The organism is Bacillus sp. FSL R10-2201, from assembly GCF_038008665.1.
GTDB classification, from domain to species: domain Bacteria; phylum Bacillota; class Bacilli; order Bacillales; family Bacillaceae_G; genus Bacillus_A; species Bacillus_A mycoides.
Genome location: NZ_JBBOZP010000001.1, coordinates 1,070,284 through 1,086,829, shown reverse-complemented (window position 1 = coordinate 1,086,829; position 16,546 = coordinate 1,070,284). Strand labels below are relative to the sequence as shown.

Genomic DNA, 16,546 nt, shown 5'->3' with positions numbered 1-16,546 from the left:
TCTATATCCCCCCTTGTTTTCGATCTTCATTTAATACTTGAGCAATATGTTTTACATCAATTGGATAACCATTACGTGTTAAACGTCCTTTTATATTCATTAAGCAGCTACAATCCATCCCAATTAACAATTCCGCACCGGTTTCCATAATATGCTTTACTTTTTCCTCAACCATTTGCTCAGAGATTTCTGGCATTTTCACCGAGAATGTCCCTCCAAATCCGCAACAATCATAATTATGCGGCAATGAAACAACTTCCAGTCCCTTTACACACTTTAATAGTTTTTGCGGTGGTTCCTTAATCCCCATTAATCGGCTCATATGACAAGATGTATGAACCGTTGCTTTTTTATGAAGCTCTGCACCTAAGTCTTCTTTCCCTAATACTTCCACAAGAAATTGTGTGAATTCATATGTTTTATTTCCAAGTTCAGTAGCTTTTTTCTTCCACTCCGCTTCACTTTCAGAAAATAAGGTAGAAAACTCGTGAACCATCATCGCGCACGAACCCGATGGTGCCACAACATATTCTGAACTAGCAAAGGTTTCAATCATATGTTTTGCCGCTGTTTTCGTTTCTTTCAAATACCCGCTATTATAGGCAGGTTGGCCGCAGCAAGTTTGGCTTTTAGGAAAATCAACTTCACAGCCTAAATCTTCAAGAATTTCGACGACATCACTTCCGACCTCTGGATAAAAAACATCTGCCACACAAGTGATAAAAATTGATACTTTCATATTTGCACCCCTAAATACAGTAAAGTAATCTCAAGTAACTCTATTTGTATATTATTGGTAAAAAGATGAAAAATATGAATAAAAATAACAAAAAGCACCCTAAATTACACATGTAGGGTGCTTTCTTTTTAATTTCTATTCAGCAATCGCATACGATAACAATTCATCGTCACTTCTCCGAGTCTTTGCAGTAATTGATAGTTCGCATATGCGCCGACTGGGGCACCGATGATTGGAACGAGTTGAAGCATTTTTGCTAAATCGATATAGTCTCGGTATTCTGTTTGGAACTTTTCCCAGTCCATATGATTTTCTTCTTCTGTATCCCACGTTTCAATCGCTTTCCATACTTCTTTTCGGTGATCGTCACTTGAAAAAGCAAGTTGGAAAACGTGAAGAATAAAAAGGCGCTCTTCTTTTTTACTCGTATCAAATCCGTACAATGTTGCTGCATCAAATAAAAATTTTATTTTAATAGTAAGTAATAACGGGAAATCGGCAAGGCCAAGGAGAATACCACCTGCTCCTGTTCCTGCCCCTTCTGCCGCTGCAACTTTTTTGTACTCATCCATTTTTTTACGTACTTCATCATCTCTTCTTTGCAGTGACCAGTTCGTTTCTTTTAGCTTCGGTTTTATGAAGTTTGATCCAGCGCTAATTGTTTGCACCATCATCCGAATCGTTTCTGTTAGTACCTTTTGCACTTTCGCGGGCACTAGTTGTTGCACTTTCACCTGCACTTTTTTAGAGAACCGTGTCATCATAGAAGAATCTTTCATGAATGTAGCTTTCCACTGCTCCAATTCTTTTCTAACCTTCTCTTCATATGTAATCATAGGTTCATTCCTTTCAGTTTAAACGCTCAATGCGCTTTGCACCGTATTGATAAACGAAACCAATACTAAATAATATGCTTACGACAAATAAAATGCCGGTCATTATGAAATCTTTCGTCGCAAGTGCAAATATAATTGTAAATACAACGCTACCAATGATAAGAATCGCATTTAATAAAGTAAGGAAATCTCTCTTCTTCTCGTCTCCCCCTACCGGATATAAATCAAGCCAAACTTTCATACGGTGATGTTTCCAAAGGGTTAAGAGCTGGTAGCCGATTAAGTATAAGAAAACAAGGCTTACGATAAAACGTCCATATAAAAATGGGATAAAGTAAAGAATAATTCCCCCAAGAACGAGTAAACGCATATATAATCCGAAATAGTTACCCGATCTTAAAAATGTTCTCGTATATAAGTATAAATATGTACGTTTCTCACCGATCATCGAAAGAATGAAATCAAGCCATTTCCTACGTGATACTCTCTCTTTTAACGCTGGTACATCAACGAACATATTCGCAATGCGGTACAGCAGCATCATTTTTTTACCCTCTTCAGAAATTAAATACTCCCAGTTTAGCGGCTTTCCTTTCACCTTTTGATGCATAACAGCAAGGTATAGCGCCATTAAAAAGACAATTACACCGGTAAAAATGACTGAAGTACGTTCTACAAGGAAGTACACAAATAAGCCGTTTAAGATAAAGCGAATGAACCAATCTGCTTTTTGAACGCTTTGATCTGTTAAAAATGATTTTTCCCACGCTACGAATAAATTCCACGCTTTTACAATGACAAACGCGATTACAATCCATATGTAATTGGCACCTGTTTGTTTCATTTGCTGGAAGTATAACGGGGCAAGCGCAGCGGCTACCATTGCGATTATGTATAACTGAATCATAAACGTAAAGAGAAATGCCTTCGTAAAGTAAGGCTTTAACTTTTCTTCAACTGGAAGCAAATACACGAGATCCGCTTCTTTTAATAACGTTTGGATGGACCCAGCTGTTAATACGAGGCCAAGTAAGACTGCCATAACAAACGCTGTCGGAAACGAAGGTGTTAACGTTTGTAACCATTGCTGGTAATAATAAGCTCCTGCTCCGATGATAAATACGAAAATAAATTTCAAATGATCATTAAATACGTATTTACTATATGTACGAACTTCTTTTAGAAAGTGCCGAAATCGTTCTTTCCATAACGCTGTGCTATTCATAATCTTCTTCCTTCGTTAACGCAATATAAATATCATCAAGCGTTGCACCAGGCATATTAAACCCGGATTGAAGTTCTGATAATGTTCCCATCGCTCTCACTTCACCTTGATGCAAAATAATGAATGAATCACAATAGCGCTCTGCTGTCGCTAAAATATGTGTACTCATTAAGATGCCCGCACCACTCTTTTTCATTTGATCCATCATTTGAAGAAGTGATTGAATCGCTAACGGATCAAGCCCAACGAAAGGTTCGTCCACAATGTAAAGTGATGGTTCAACTAAAAATGCACTCATAATCATCACTTTTTGTTTCATCCCTTTTGAGAAATGAGACGGAAACCATTTCAAACGATTTTTCATGCGAAACTCTTGTAATAGTTGTCCTACGCGTTCTTCATATTGTTTTTCATCTACACCGTACGCCATCGCTGTTAATTTCAAATGCTCTTCTAACGTTAACTCATCATATAATACTGGCGTTTCTGGAATGAAGGAGAAACTAGAACGGTACGCTGTCATATCATCACGAATTGTTTTCCCATTAATTGTGACAGTTCCTTTTTTCGGCTCCATTAAACCGATGATATGTTTAATTGTCGTACTTTTCCCGGCTCCATTTAAACCGATCAAGCCGACAAGTTCGCCTTTATTAACAGAGAACGAAACATTTTGCAGTACAGGTCGTTTCGTATATCCTCCTGTAACATTTTCTACACGCAATAACTCGCTCATACGACACCACTTTCTTCATTTATATTCATTCACTTTTGTAAGAAATGTATATATTCATCTTACCAAAAATCATGGTGCACTACATAGTATCGATGCCTTCAAAAAAAAATTTAAATTTCTTGGCATATATTTTTACGAAAGCGGACATCATAATTAGTGAAGAAGGAACACATTGAAAAAGCAACCACCAATTGATGAGTACAACAACATAGTGAAGTCATCATGAAATGGGGTGTCCAAGTTGGACAATGAAATTTACACATAACCAGATAATTTGTTTCATTTTCGAAACGGGGTGTCTCCGAAAGAGCATATACTGTTTTAAAAAATAAACAATTTCATTTTAAAAAAAGATTGCAATTCATTTCACTTGAAAATGGGGTGTCTACGGCAGAAACTTTAGCCGATTTACCGTGCATTTCTTAAATAAATGAGGTGTCTGCGAACCGTAAATTATAAAAAATGCTTTTTCAATCCATCTTCAGAAAACAGGAAGCTGAGTCAGCTTCCTGTTTTTCGTGTTTGTTCTCCTATGTAATTATGGTAAAATACGGCTAAGACTATTTGAAAGGATGAGATCGATGAATCATACAGCGGACAATTGTATTTTTTGTAAAATCATTGACGGGCAAATCCCTTGCTCAAAAGTATACGAAGATGAACATGTACTTGCATTTTTAGATATTAGTCAAGTAACAAAAGGACATACTCTTGTTATTCCGAAAGTTCACAAACAAGACATTTTTGCGTTAACGCCAGAAATCGCATCACATATTTTTGCTGTCGTTCCAAAAATCGCAAATGCAATGAAAGCAGAATTTAATCCAGTTGGTTTCAACCTACTTAACAATAACGGCGAGAAAGCTGGACAAACTGTATTCCACTTCCACCTTCATTTAATTCCACGCTACGGTGAAAACGATGGTTTCGGTGCTGTTTGGAAATCACACCAAAATGAATACACAATGGAAAATTTACAAAACATCGCAAGTACAATTGCAAATAGTGTGAAATAGTGCCACTATAATAAGAAGTAATACATAATAAGCCTATTCCTCTGGCATTTATTGTATGGCTTCTTTCTTCACAAAAAATGCCGGGGGTATGATTTTTTTGTGCATAGCATGTACAAGAGAGAAAAGCTCGCTTTTCTTCCCCTTGTCTTAAAGATATGCACACTTTTATACATCATGAATACGAACGAAAAATAAGGAGGTTTCCTTTTATGTCAAAAGCTAAATCCTTTATTACAGGTGTACTTTGCGGCGGAGCAGTTGCTGGACTAGCCGTTCTTTTCTCAACTCCTTCTTCTGGTAAAGCTATGCGCGGTAAGCTGAAAGAAAAAGGAACTGATATTAAAAAAACATTAGCTGATATTACAGCTGATACGAAGTTATTAAAGCGTCAAATCGTTGAAACTGCTTCAGAAGGTAAAGAAGTATTCCAAGAACTAAAAGACGATATGCATGACACGCTTTCTAACTGGAAACAAGATATTTCTCAAAACAAACGACATATCGAAAAAGAAATTTTAGACATTCAAAAGTCAATTGAGAAACTACAAGAAGCCGTTCCAGAAAAAGCGTAAACATATTCCTGCTTAGTTTTTTGCATATAACAAATATTTTTCATACGAATTGACCTTAACACGGCATATCACATAGATATGCCGTGTTTTTATGCATTTACAATATATGTTATCCCTTAACATGTAAAGACAACACATGTATTCTCGACTCATAAAACGCTTCCATAGTTATGCATGATTTGTATAGAATGTTATTTTTCCGAAAAATTTTCACAATTCTCACAAAAAGACTTTATTAATTTTTATTTTACTGGCATAATAGATAATAATGAAAAAAGAATGTTAAAGTGGGTGAGTAAATGAAAAGTGGAGAAAAAAATTACTCGGTAAAAGAAGCGATGATTTTCAGCCAACGTATTGCTCAATTATCGAAAGCGTTATGGAAATGCGTAGAGAAAGATTGGCAACAATGGATTAAACCTTACGATTTAAACATTAACGAGCATCATATTTTATCAATCGCTTATCATTTAAAAGGGGCTTCTATTTCTGAGATTGCTAAGTTTGGAGTTATGCACGTATCAACGGCGTTTAACTTCTCTAAAAAGCTAGAAGAACGCGGCTATCTTGTATTCTCTAAAAAAGAAGATGATAAACGAAATACGTACATTGAAATTACAGACAAAGGGGAAGAATTACTACTTCGCTTAATGGAGGAGTATGACCCTGAAAATAATTCTGTTTTTAATGGGGCACTTGAACTTCGTAATTTTTACGGTAAGTTCCCAGAAAATATCGAACTTATTGCGATCCTTCGCAATATTTACGGACAGGACTTCATCGATATTTTTGAGAAATCATTAGAGAATATTGAGGAGAACTTTACGGAGACCGATCAAAAATTAGTTAAGAAATAATCTATTTATCCTTTCGCAATCATGCGTAAGAATTCATTCATAAGTGGCACAAATAAGCCCTGTTTTGCTAGCGCTTCCGCAGTTTCGTGTACTTCGAGCTGATGTGGAAGCGCTTTTTCAAATTGATCTAATAGCGCATCAAACAATAGAAGGCCTTCTGCTTTTTCCACTACATATTGTTCGTTCAGTCTTTCACAAAGTTTTAGTATACGTTCAATGTCTTTTTTACGAGCTTTTTTCTTTATGATTAAAGAATAAAATGGACACTTTTCTTCATCAATCATTTTAAATAGTAGGTCTACGTAGTATTCAGCTTGTTCTAGTCTTCTTACAACGTCCATTTTCTCCCTCGCTTCCTAACACAAAGTCTTCTATTTCTGAATTTTGTAACACGAACAAAATATCGTATGATACAATATATAAAGTATATGTATTTTAGCCAAAAGGAGGTCTCGCCTCATGACTCTTATAACCGTTGTTTTTGTTGCATTCGCACTTCTTGTTATATTTTACACGAATTTCATGACACATACACTGTGTGAGCGAAAACAAATATCTGCGAGCCGCCAGCCCGGTGTCTTTCGAGTTATTAATGTATGTATTACCATTCTATTAATTTCTAGTTATGTAGAAATTATATTTCATGGAAAGTGAGGAAGGAAGCCCCTTCCTCATTTTTTTCCTCTATAAGCAAATTATACCTACTATAACTAATAAAATAAACAGTACAAGTAATAAAATAAGTTTTGAATTCATCCCCCATCCCCTCCTCTTTTCTGTATATGCGACATGCGCCCAATATGGTACCCTTTCAAAATCTGACACAAACTGGTTAAAATTTCTTTATCAATAGGAAAACCCGTCGAAATATGATATATTAAATTTTGTACATATTGCTTATACTATGAAATAAACGACACGCATCTAAACTTTATCCTAAAGCCTCGGTAAGCCCTGTTAAGCGTGCTTTTACATATAAAAAAAGCAAAGACATCAGTGAGACTTAATCAGGTTCTTATGAACGAAAATAACCTATCATAAGGCGTTTCTTCATTCGTATGGGATAAATTAAAAATACATAATAGTAGGAGTGTTTATTGAATGAAGAAAGCTATGCTTGCCTTAGCCGCAACAAGTGTAATCGCATTATCAGCATGTGGAACATCATCATCAGACAAAATTGTTACATCTAAAGCTGGTGACATCACTAAAGAAGAGTTCTACAATCAAATGAAGACACAAGCTGGTAAACAAGTACTAAATAACATGGTTATGGAAAAAGTACTTATTAAAAACTACAAAGTCGATGAAAAAGAAGTAGACAAAAAGTTCGATGAAATGAAAAAGCAAGTCGGTGACCAATTCGATACACTAATGAAACAACAAGGCCTTAAAGAAGAAACAGTTAAAAATGGCGTTCGCGCTTCATTAGCTCAAGAACAAGCGATTGAAAAAGCAATTACTGATAAAGACTTAAAAGCAAAATTTGAGGACTATAAGCAAGAAATTAAAGCCAGCCATATTCTTGTAAAAGATGAAGAGACTGCTAAAAAAGTGAAAGAAGAACTTGCACAAGGTAAATCTTTCGAAGAGTTAGCGAAAAAGTACTCTGAAGATCCAGGTTCAAAAGAAAAAGGTGGCGACTTAGGATTCTTCGGACCAGATAAAATGGTAAAAGAATTCGATGAAGCTGCTCGTAAGCTGAAAAAAGATGAAGTAAGTGAACCAGTAAAAACACAGCATGGTTACCATATCATTAAAGTAACTGAGACTCATGCTGACGCAACTTTCGATAAAGCAAAAGCTGACATCAAAAAAGAAGTAGTTCAAGAAAAAACACAAGATGCTCAATTTATGAATGATCTTATGATGAAAGAAATCAAAAAAGCTGACGTAAAAGTTGACGATAAAGATTTGAAAGATCTTTTCGAAGAGCCAAAAGCTGACGCTAAAAAAGACGAAAAGAAATAATGAAGTGAAAAAAGCTTGGGTAGCCCCAAGCTTTTTTATTTTGTAGTAGTTTTTTTGCCGATAAATCGATATACTCCCTCACCTTACTCCATTCAACACAAAAAAACCTTGGTTTCGTGCAACACGAAACCAAGGTTTATCTTATTATCATTGATTAAATTAAAAAACTATGGTAAATTAGTACAGAAACGCATTCGTTTAAAATAAAAGAATGTATTTATCCGTATCTTAATTGTACACCAAAACACATCTTCAGTCAACCTCTATTTTCACTTTTAAAGGAGTGCTTACCGTATGAACAAAAAACTTGATCAAGAGCAAAAACGATTGGATAACGTAATAGAAACGATTACGGAGCAAATTGATAAACTGGAAAGCGAAACTGGCAGACGCCGGGCAGAAGTAATCAACATTCGCAAACACTTCTGGGATGATGTTAAAGTTAACACTGATACTTTTGACGATTATCTTGAAACAGTTATCAACTTAAGACAACAAGCTCAGTCACTAGCCGTAACACAAATTACCCATAAGCACACCTTTAATCGACTTGCCGCACTACGCCGTATGCATAAAGCACCTTACTTCGGACGAATTGATTTCAAAGAAGAAGGCGAATCTGGCGCAGAACAAATTTATATCGGGGTGGCTACACTTACCGATGCAAGTGGAGAAAACTTTCTTATATACGATTGGCGCGCACCAATTTCAAGTGTTTACTACGATTATCCACCAGGACCGGCTGAATACAGCACACCAGGAGGCGTAATCTGCGGCAATGTGGAGAAGAAATTACAATATATTATTCAGAATGGCGAGATTGATTCCATGTTCGATACGAGCCTCACAATTGGAGATGAAATTCTGCAACAAGCGCTCGGAAAAGGAACAAACAAACATATGCAAAGTATCGTTGCTACTATTCAGCGCGAGCAAAATGAAATTATCCGTCACGATGAAGGGCGACTACTTATCGTTCAAGGAGCTGCTGGTAGCGGTAAAACGTCAGCTGCCCTGCAGCGAATCGCCTACTTACTATATAAATATCGCGAATGGTTAAAAGCAGATCAAATTATTCTCTTCTCCCCTAACTCTATGTTCAACAGCTACGTTTCTAACGTACTACCTGAACTCGGTGAAGAAAATATGCAGCAAGTTACATTCCAAGAATATTTAAACCATAGACTAAGTAAGTCATTTGATGTTGAGGATCCTTACGAGCAATTAGAATATATGCTAACTGAAACGAATAGCGCAAATTATAAAACTCGAAATGCGAGCATTCGATTTAAAGCATCTACTCAATTTTTCGAGATGATTAGAGCATACAGACAATCTCTTGAATCTTCAGGCATGCTATTTAGAGGAATGAAATTTAGAGGAAAACTGATTGCCTCTGCTAAAGAAATTACAGAGCAATTTTATAATACTGATTCCTCCCTCCGCTTCCATAATCGAATTGAAAAGTTAACAGATTGGCTAAATAAACAAATAGATGCAATTGAAAAAACAGAACTGAAAAAGCCTTGGGTAGAAGAAGAAATTGAATTACTTAGTAAAGATGAATACCAAAAGGCTTATAAATATTTACAGAAAAAGGGCGAGTTTGACGATAACTCCTTTAATGATTATGAGAAAGAAACGAAAGTACTTGGACGGATGATTGTCCGTAAAAAATTGAAGCCGCTTCGTAAAGGCGTTCAAACATTGCGCTTCATCAATTTCACAGGCATATATAAACAACTCTTCACAGATGCATCATGGGTTACTGGGGAAAAACCGAAAGAGTGGGATGACATTTGCTCATTAACAGTAAACATGCTCGATGAAGGAAAGCTATATTATGAGGATGCGACTCCATTTTTACTTTTAAAAGAATTAATTGAAGGCTTCCAAACGAATAGATCGATTAAACACGTACTCGTAGACGAAGCGCAAGATTATTCTCCGTTTCAGTTCGAGTTTTTAAAACGTCTCTTCCCTGCCGCAAAAATGACTGTACTCGGAGACTTTAACCAAGCGATATTTGCCCATGCGAGTGAAGCAGTGAATTTCAATACACTTACTAGCTTATACGGACCAGATGAAACGAACGGTATCAACCTAACTCGTAGCTATCGCTCAACAAAACCGATTATTGAATTTACACGTGCTCTCGTACCGGAAGGAGAGAACATTCACGCCTTTGAACGTGACGGTGAGAAACCTACAGTGACGAAAGTTTCTGATTATAGCGAACTGCATGATCGTATCACTTCTAAAGTTGCTGAACTACAAAAACAACAGCACAATACGATCGCAATTATATGTAAATCCGCAGCTGAAAGTGCCGCTGCATACGAGGCACTCAGTCATATCGAGAATATTAAACTTGTGAAAAGTAACTCAGCCGAGTACGAACAAGGCATCGTCGTTATCCCTGCTTATTTAGCGAAGGGTATCGAATTTGATGCTGTTATTATTTACGATGCTTCTAAAGATGTATACAGCGATGAGAGCCTACGTAGATTGTTCTACACTGCTTGTACACGCGCGATGCATGAATTGCAGCTTTATAGCGTTGGTGAGGTTAGTCCTTTTGTAACAGGGGCTGCTTCGGAGAGTTTTGAATGTATAACGAAAACACCTTGATTTTTATCAAGGTGTTTTTTTCATTCTAAATGAAATATCTTTACGTCGATATACACTTAGCACGATCCCCATTAAAAGCGCATGAAATAAAGTTGGTGTTAATCCATAACTAATAAAAGGCAATGATATAGCAGCAATCGGTAATAAGCCTAGGATCATGCCCACGTTATAAATGAACTGAACTACAAAAAGAGTCATTCCTCCAACGAGAAGCAATTTACCATACCGATCATTTATTTTATAAGATATGATTACTAACCTTGCTACAAAAAGAGAAAGAATTAAAACAAGGACCAAGGCAAGGAAATACCCGTAATAGTAAGTCAAACTTGCAAACACAAAGTCAGTATCTGGAGCAGGGATGAACTTTGTATCTCCAGATGTACCAAACCAACCTGCTGACGACATTACCTCTTTTAAACGTACATACATAAACCCTGCGCCCCCTGCATCACGCTCTGGGTTTAAATATCCTAAAAATCTATCCAAATGATATCCTTTTACTGAGGACCAGGAAAAGGATACCCTTATAATCAATAAACAAATTGGTACAATTGTAATAATCAATACCTTTTTCTTTCCTAAATTACTCCACCAAAGCATAACGAATACCATCGTGATATAGATAAAAACCGTTGAAAGAGTTGCTACAGTTAAGAATAAACACAAAGAAAATAAATATAAAACCACAAGATGCATAACCTTTATCCTACTACCATTGAAAATGGAAGCCCAAGCTAGAAAAAAGAACGGCACTGCCATTAAACAGTCAATTGCAATGGGACCAATTTTTATTAACGGTTCGCCAGCCATCGAAGCGTTTGGAAAACAGTATAGCATTAACAGGATAAGTACTCCGATTGTATAAAACAGCCCTCCGAGTCTTTCTAACTTCCGATAATCAATCAGCATCATCCCAAGAGCTGCTACAACACCCAGAATAACAAATATCAACTTATTCATTATTACATCATTCGTATATCCAAAAGCTAAAACTGGCAAAAACCCTAACCCCATAGCAGCCACTAATAAAATAATTAAGAACCAATCAACCTTTGGCTTATGAAGTTTGTTAAGCTCCCGCCCTAATTTAATCGGACTTCCCATTTGTTCCACCGCTTTATTTTCAGCAACTTCCTCACTTAACCCTTTTTCTATCCATGTGCTCTTCGCCTGTTTTAAGTGAAAATCTAGTTCAGTTGCTACAAAGCTCTTTGCTTCTTTTGATTTAATGTGATTGGTAACTTCACTTAAAAAACGCTCCCCTTTTTTGTTCAATTTTATCTCACTCCTGTACTAATCCTTTTAATATAAACCGTGCCTTCGTAGAATCTTTTTCTGCCTTTCGCAGCATCTTGTTTCCTTTATCATTTAATTGATAATATTTCGCTCCTGCATGATCCCAACTCGATTGGATAAAACGATTCTGTTCTAGACGATGTAATACAGTATATAAAAAACCTTCATTTCCTTCGAATTTTCGAATCCCTCTCCCTCGTAGTAGCTGTGACAATTCGTATCCTGTTTTTTCATTACTGAGGAGTTGTAAAATGGCTAACGAGATGTCCTCTTCCTTTTCGTGTGATGCATTGATTTTTTCGCGCACCCGCTTTCGGTGTTGATCAGAAAAACTCAAATGTTTAAACGTTGTATTCTCCATTGATTTTCGCAGGCCTTTTAATCGATCTTCCATTTGATTATTCCTCCAATCCTTTCTTCAAAAGCTCCTTCGCTTTTTTCAGTCTCGTTTTTATCGTGTTTTCTTTCACTTCTATTACAATAGCAATCTCTTTAATTGATAGTTCTTCATAATAAAATAGATAAATGACTTCTCGATATTTTATCGGTAAATTCATTACTGCAGAAGCCAGTTCACGGTCCTTCGCATTTTGAATAACAGTTTGTTCGACACTATCATTTTGAACCCCAATATAAGCAGCTTCATCCTCTGTCACGATCACCTTTTTGTTATACCAACTTTTTATGTAGTCCTTACATTGATTAATCGCAATTCTCCACAACCACGTTTTCACATTCGATTTCCCATTGTATGTATGAAGAGATTTATAACATTTCACAAATATATCTTGCGTTAAATCCTCAGCGACTTCTTTATTATTCACATATGAATACACAAGCTGTAAGACTTCTTGTCCATACTTGTTCATTATTTCATCGATAAGGAGTTCCTTATCTTCTATTTCAAACGCTTCTACCGTTAATTCATCCACATCATTTCCTCCTTCCCATTTATTAGACGACGCACGCCATGGAAAAGTTTTATAAATTCATAAAAAAACGGTTGGAAATGTCCATACCGTTTTGTTCATCCTCTACTATTTAATTTTTTCTAAAACAAAACTTTTAATATTCCCCGCACTTTTTATAGCTTGCGATACGTCTGTTTTATTAAGTTCTTCAAAATAAGGATATTGTAGAAGCAAATTAATAAATTGATTCATTTCAACTCCAATACACTACTACAATTGTTAAGTTATTCAAACGGTATAATAATACTTATTATACCTTTCGTATTCATATCCTGTTAAGCAACAAAAATCTACACTCAGTTAATTTCAGTACACTCTATACAAATATAATAAAACAAAAAACCGCACGAGGGCTCTCCCTCACGCGGTTTATTTTTAAGCTAAAGCAGCTGCTTGCTCTTGTTGATCTACAGGAATGACAGCGTCTGTTAACGCTTTTTCTAATTCAGCTGTGTATTTCATTTGCTCTTCTTTGCTCCAGCCTAGTTTCGCAGCCATGTAGTTGATTACTGCTTCTTTCCACTCGTATACCCAGTGGATGTTGAAGAATACAGCGCCTCTGCGGCGTACGAAGAAGTCAACTGGTTTCACTGTCATTTCGTAATCCATTGCGTATACAAGTGGGATTAGAACGTCTAGCGGCATGTTGTATTCTTTCGCTTCGTCTTTATGTTTTTTCGCTAAGTCAAACAGTACGTCAACGTTAGAGCCGTAGAATTTCGCGAATTTTTCCGCTTGTGCTGTCGTTAAACCATATTTCGTACCTTCGCCTGCTTTTTTCGCAACAAATGCCGGGAATCCGTGTGAACCACTTACATGACCACCAGAGATTGGCATATGTTTCGTATCACTCTTCTTATATGCGCTATGGCCTTCTTTTTGTAATAGATTCGTTACGTAGTCTACTACCATTTCAGCCATTTTGCGGTATCCTGTTAATTTACCGCCCGCGATTGTAATTAAACCAGATTCAGAAGTCCAAATTTCATCTTTACGAGAAATTTCAGATGCATTCTTACCTTCTTCATAAATTAGCGGACGTACACCAGCCCAGCTTGATTCCACATCTTTTTCTGTAATTTTCACGCTTGGGAACATGTAATTAATCGCATTAATGATATATGTGCGATCTTCTGTTGTCATGTGCGGTACAGCTGCGTCTTTATCATAGAACGTATCTGTTGTACCTACGTACGTTTTTCCTTCGCGAGGAATCGCGAACACCATACGTTTATCTGGTGTATCAAAGTAAATTGCTTGCCCTAATGGGAAACGTTTTTGGTCAATTACTAAATGCACACCTTTTGATAACTGAAGTACTTTCCCTTTTTTAGAGTTATCTTTTTCACGAAGTGTATCTACCCAAGGACCAGCTGCGTTTACAATTTTCTTACCGTAAACTTCATACACTTCTCCGTCTAGTAAATCGATTACACGTACACCGCATACTTTTCCATCTTTATATAAGAAACTGTCTACTTTTGCGTAGTTAACAGCTTTCGCACCATGTTCAATCGCTTCTTTCATTACTTCAATTGTAAGACGCGCATCGTCTGTACGATATTCTACGTAGTAACCGCCGCCTTTTAATCCTTCTTGTTTTACAAGAGGCTCTTTATTTAGCGTTTCTTCACGGTTAAACATCTTTCTGCGCTCGCTTCGTTTTACACCTGCTAAGAAGTCGTATACACGAAGACCAATTGATGTACTGAATGACCCGAACGTGCCGCCTGTATGGAACGGAAGTAACATCCACTCCGGTGTTGTTACATGGGGACCGTTCTCATATACGATCGCACGCTCTTTCCCCACCTCTGCTACCATTTTTACTTCAAGTTGTTTTAAATAACGTAAACCGCCGTGTACAAGTTTCGTTGAACGACTTGATGTACCTGCTGCAAAGTCCTGCATTTCAAACACAATCGTTGATAAACCGCGTGTTGCCCCATCTAATGCAATACCAGAACCAGTAATACCTCCACCAATTACGATCACATCTAACTCTTGTTTATTTACTCCATTTAATACGTCTTTACGTTGTTTACTTGAAAATTTCATGGTAATTCCTCCCTTTGATAACGAAAAAAGAGACCACAAGCTCCGCTATAGATTTCGCCTCTATAGCGTGTTGTGGTCTCTCCAAATCTCCTACCGAATTATTAACTTGTCATCATTATAACACTGTTTATGATTATTTGAAAGCTTTAGTTGCTTCAATTGCTTTTTTCCATCCAGCATATAGCTCTTCGCTTGTTTCCGCTTCCATCGTTGGTTCAAAGCGTTTGTCCATATGCCACTGTGCTTTAATTTCGTCTTGGTTTTTCCAGTATCCAACCGCAAGACCTGCTAAGTATGCTGCACCTAAAGCTGTCGTTTCATTGATCACTGGACGCTCTACAGGAACGTCTAACATATCACTTTGGAACTGCATTAAGAAGTTATTCTTAACTGCCCCGCCATCAACGCGTAATGTGTTCAGTTCAATACCTGAATCTGCTTCCATTGCGCATAGTACATCTTTCGTTTGGTATGCTAAAGATTCTAGCGTTGCACGAATGAAATGCTCTTTCGTCGTACCGCGCGTTACACCAAACATAGCGCCGCGTACTTCACTATCCCAGTACGGTGTACCTAATCCTACGAATGCTGGTACAACGTATACGCCGTCAGTTGATTCAACGCGAGAAGCGTACACTTCACTCTCACTTGCATCTTTAAACATGCGCATTCCGTCACGTAACCATTGAATTGCAGAACCTGCTACGAAAATACTTCCTTCTAATGCGTAATTTACTTTACCATCTAAACCCCATGCAATTGTTGTTAATAGGCCATGCTCAGAAGCTACTGCTTTTTCGCCTGTGTTCATTAACATGAAACAACCAGTTCCGTAAGTGTTCTTCGCCATACCTTCACCGAAACAAGCTTGTCCAAATAATGCTGCTTGCTGGTCACCAGCTACACCTGCGATCGGTACATTTTGACCGAAGAAGTGATAATCAATTGTTTCTCCATATATTTCAGATGATTGACGTACTTCTGGAAGCATGCTCTTTGGTACTGTTAACATGTCTAGAAGCTCATCATCCCACTGTAAGTCGTGAATGTTAAACATTAATGTGCGTGATGCATTTGAGTAATCTGTTATGTGCGCTTTACCGCCAGACAATTTCCATACAAGCCATGTATCAATTGTTCCGAATAATAACTCGCCGTTTTCTGCTTTTTCTCTTGCACCTTCAACGTTATCTAAAATCCATTTTACTTTCGTACCAGAGAAGTATGCATCAATTAAAAGACCTGTTTTTTCGCGAACCATCTCGCTATAACCTTTTTCTTTTAACTCATCACAAATTTCAACTGTTTGACGAGATTGCCATACGATTGCGTTATAAATTGGTTTTCCAGTCGTTTTATCCCATACAACCGCTGTTTCACGTTGGTTCGTAATACCGATACCAGCGATTTGTTCTGGCTTCACATCTGCTTCACTTAAGCAAGTTGCGATAACTGCTAAAATAGATCCCCAAATTTCTTGTGCATTATGCTCAACCCAGCCTGGCTTTGGAAAATGTTGTGTAAACTCTTTTTGAGCTGAATGAACGATTTTTCCTTCTTTATTGAAAAGAATTGCGCGTGAGCTTGTTGTTCCTTGGTCTAATGAAAGAATATATTTTTTCATATCAGTTTCCC

Annotated in this window: 16 protein-coding genes; 6 read left to right on the top strand and 10 right to left on the bottom strand. The window is 37.0% G+C overall.

All coding sequences use genetic code 11. The features are described from left to right. Position 1: 1 nt before the first annotated feature. The 4 genes from NSQ69_RS05605 to ecsA all read right to left on the bottom strand — a co-directional run bounded on the left by NSQ69_RS05605 (position 2) and on the right by ecsA (position 3,536). Positions 2-739: a (Fe-S)-binding protein gene (locus tag NSQ69_RS05605; RefSeq protein WP_078202943.1), complete on the bottom strand. Its 738-nt coding sequence runs from the start codon at positions 737-739 to the stop codon at positions 2-4. A gap of 128 nt (positions 740-867) precedes the next feature. Further along, on the bottom strand, positions 868-1,575 hold the full coding sequence (ecsC, locus tag NSQ69_RS05600; RefSeq protein ID WP_002186484.1) for an ecs operon protein EcsC: 708 nt from the start codon (positions 1,573-1,575) through the stop codon (positions 868-870). Between the two features lie 13 nt (positions 1,576-1,588). Further along, the gene (locus tag NSQ69_RS05595; protein WP_328058770.1) at positions 1,589-2,800 is read right to left on the bottom strand and encodes an ABC transporter permease; all 1,212 of its coding nucleotides are present in this window, start codon (positions 2,798-2,800) and stop codon (positions 1,589-1,591) included. Further along, on the bottom strand, positions 2,793-3,536 hold the full coding sequence (gene ecsA, locus NSQ69_RS05590) for an ABC transporter ATP-binding protein EcsA (protein ID WP_001292616.1): 744 nt from the start codon (positions 3,534-3,536) through the stop codon (positions 2,793-2,795). The genes NSQ69_RS05595 and ecsA overlap by 8 nt, the downstream gene beginning before the upstream one ends. 581 nt (positions 3,537-4,117) lie before the next feature. Here ecsA and NSQ69_RS05585 point away from each other — a divergent pair. The 3 genes from NSQ69_RS05585 (at position 4,118) to NSQ69_RS05575 (ending at position 5,981) form a co-directional block, all read left to right on the top strand. Then, the gene (locus NSQ69_RS05585; protein ID WP_001016832.1) at positions 4,118-4,552 is read left to right on the top strand and encodes an HIT family protein; all 435 of its coding nucleotides are present in this window, start codon (positions 4,118-4,120) and stop codon (positions 4,550-4,552) included. A gap of 209 nt (positions 4,553-4,761) precedes the next feature. Continuing rightward, positions 4,762-5,124 (top strand): YtxH domain-containing protein, encoded by a 363-nt coding sequence (locus NSQ69_RS05580; RefSeq protein ID WP_002011120.1) that lies wholly within the window; start codon positions 4,762-4,764, stop codon positions 5,122-5,124. Positions 5,125-5,423: 299 nt separating this feature from the next. Next, entirely contained in the window at positions 5,424-5,981 is a 558-nt protein-coding gene (locus NSQ69_RS05575; protein WP_002011118.1) for an HTH-type transcriptional regulator Hpr, read from the top strand. Between the two features lie 5 nt (positions 5,982-5,986). Here NSQ69_RS05575 and NSQ69_RS05570 read toward each other — a convergent pair whose 3' ends face one another. Then, on the bottom strand, positions 5,987-6,322 hold the full coding sequence (locus NSQ69_RS05570; protein ID WP_002087170.1) for a YhaI family protein: 336 nt from the start codon (positions 6,320-6,322) through the stop codon (positions 5,987-5,989). 118 nt (positions 6,323-6,440) lie between these two features. Here NSQ69_RS05570 and NSQ69_RS05565 point away from each other — a divergent pair, with 118 nt between their 5' ends. From NSQ69_RS05565 to helD, 3 genes are all read left to right on the top strand, one after another. After that, entirely contained in the window at positions 6,441-6,635 is a 195-nt protein-coding gene (locus NSQ69_RS05565; protein ID WP_000172693.1) for a hypothetical protein, read from the top strand. 447 nt (positions 6,636-7,082) lie between these two features. Further along, positions 7,083-7,952 (top strand): peptidylprolyl isomerase PrsA, encoded by an 870-nt coding sequence (prsA, locus tag NSQ69_RS05560; RefSeq protein ID WP_002186490.1) that lies wholly within the window; start codon positions 7,083-7,085, stop codon positions 7,950-7,952. Positions 7,953-8,246: 294 nt separating this feature from the next. Further along, positions 8,247-10,583, top strand: coding sequence for an RNA polymerase recycling motor HelD (gene helD, locus NSQ69_RS05555; RefSeq protein WP_341099015.1), 2,337 nt, complete (start codon positions 8,247-8,249; stop codon positions 10,581-10,583). Positions 10,584-10,589: 6 nt separating this feature from the next. On the opposite strand, the gene NSQ69_RS05550 is transcribed toward helD, so the two are convergent. From NSQ69_RS05550 to glpK, 5 genes are all read right to left on the bottom strand, one after another. Continuing rightward, positions 10,590-11,861, bottom strand: coding sequence for an FtsW/RodA/SpoVE family cell cycle protein (locus NSQ69_RS05550; protein ID WP_002186492.1), 1,272 nt, complete (start codon positions 11,859-11,861; stop codon positions 10,590-10,592). Between the two features lie 7 nt (positions 11,862-11,868). Continuing rightward, positions 11,869-12,276, bottom strand: coding sequence for a PadR family transcriptional regulator (locus NSQ69_RS05545; RefSeq protein ID WP_002125765.1), 408 nt, complete (start codon positions 12,274-12,276; stop codon positions 11,869-11,871). A gap of 4 nt (positions 12,277-12,280) precedes the next feature. Beyond that, positions 12,281-12,814, bottom strand: coding sequence for a sigma-70 family RNA polymerase sigma factor (locus NSQ69_RS05540; protein ID WP_263894655.1), 534 nt, complete (start codon positions 12,812-12,814; stop codon positions 12,281-12,283). Between the two features lie 414 nt (positions 12,815-13,228). Then, a complete protein-coding gene (glpD, locus tag NSQ69_RS05535) occupies positions 13,229-14,911 on the bottom strand; it encodes an aerobic glycerol-3-phosphate dehydrogenase (RefSeq protein WP_050001277.1) in 1,683 nt (560 codons plus the stop codon). A gap of 133 nt (positions 14,912-15,044) precedes the next feature. Then, positions 15,045-16,535 carry a glycerol kinase GlpK gene (gene glpK / locus NSQ69_RS05530; protein WP_078202939.1) on the bottom strand — a complete coding sequence of 497 codons (1,491 nt, stop codon included), beginning with the start codon at positions 16,533-16,535 and terminating at the stop codon, positions 15,045-15,047. Positions 16,536-16,546: the final 11 nt, after the last annotated feature.

What these genes read in the sequence shown, in the direction of transcription:
- NSQ69_RS05605 (WP_078202943.1), bottom strand. Translation starts at nt 739, where the DNA reads ATGAAAGTATCAATTTTTATCACTTGTGTGGCAGATGTTTTTTATCCA.
- ecsC (WP_002186484.1), bottom strand. Translation starts at nt 1,575, where the DNA reads ATGATTACATATGAAGAGAAGGTTAGAAAAGAATTGGAGCAGTGGAAA.
- NSQ69_RS05595 (WP_328058770.1), bottom strand. Translation starts at nt 2,800, where the DNA reads ATGAATAGCACAGCGTTATGGAAAGAACGATTTCGGCACTTTCTAAAA.
- ecsA (WP_001292616.1), bottom strand. Translation starts at nt 3,536, where the DNA reads ATGAGCGAGTTATTGCGTGTAGAAAATGTTACAGGAGGATATACGAAA.
- NSQ69_RS05585 (WP_001016832.1), top strand. Translation starts at nt 4,118, where the DNA reads ATGAATCATACAGCGGACAATTGTATTTTTTGTAAAATCATTGACGGG.
- NSQ69_RS05580 (WP_002011120.1), top strand. Translation starts at nt 4,762, where the DNA reads ATGTCAAAAGCTAAATCCTTTATTACAGGTGTACTTTGCGGCGGAGCA.
- NSQ69_RS05575 (WP_002011118.1), top strand. Translation starts at nt 5,424, where the DNA reads ATGAAAAGTGGAGAAAAAAATTACTCGGTAAAAGAAGCGATGATTTTC.
- NSQ69_RS05570 (WP_002087170.1), bottom strand. Translation starts at nt 6,322, where the DNA reads ATGGACGTTGTAAGAAGACTAGAACAAGCTGAATACTACGTAGACCTA.
- NSQ69_RS05565 (WP_000172693.1), top strand. Translation starts at nt 6,441, where the DNA reads ATGACTCTTATAACCGTTGTTTTTGTTGCATTCGCACTTCTTGTTATA.
- prsA (WP_002186490.1), top strand. Translation starts at nt 7,083, where the DNA reads ATGAAGAAAGCTATGCTTGCCTTAGCCGCAACAAGTGTAATCGCATTA.
- helD (WP_341099015.1), top strand. Translation starts at nt 8,247, where the DNA reads ATGAACAAAAAACTTGATCAAGAGCAAAAACGATTGGATAACGTAATA.
- NSQ69_RS05545 (WP_002125765.1), bottom strand. Translation starts at nt 12,276, where the DNA reads ATGGAAGATCGATTAAAAGGCCTGCGAAAATCAATGGAGAATACAACG.
- glpD (WP_050001277.1), bottom strand. Translation starts at nt 14,911, where the DNA reads ATGAAATTTTCAAGTAAACAACGTAAAGACGTATTAAATGGAGTAAAT.
- glpK (WP_078202939.1), bottom strand. Translation starts at nt 16,535, where the DNA reads ATGAAAAAATATATTCTTTCATTAGACCAAGGAACAACAAGCTCACGC.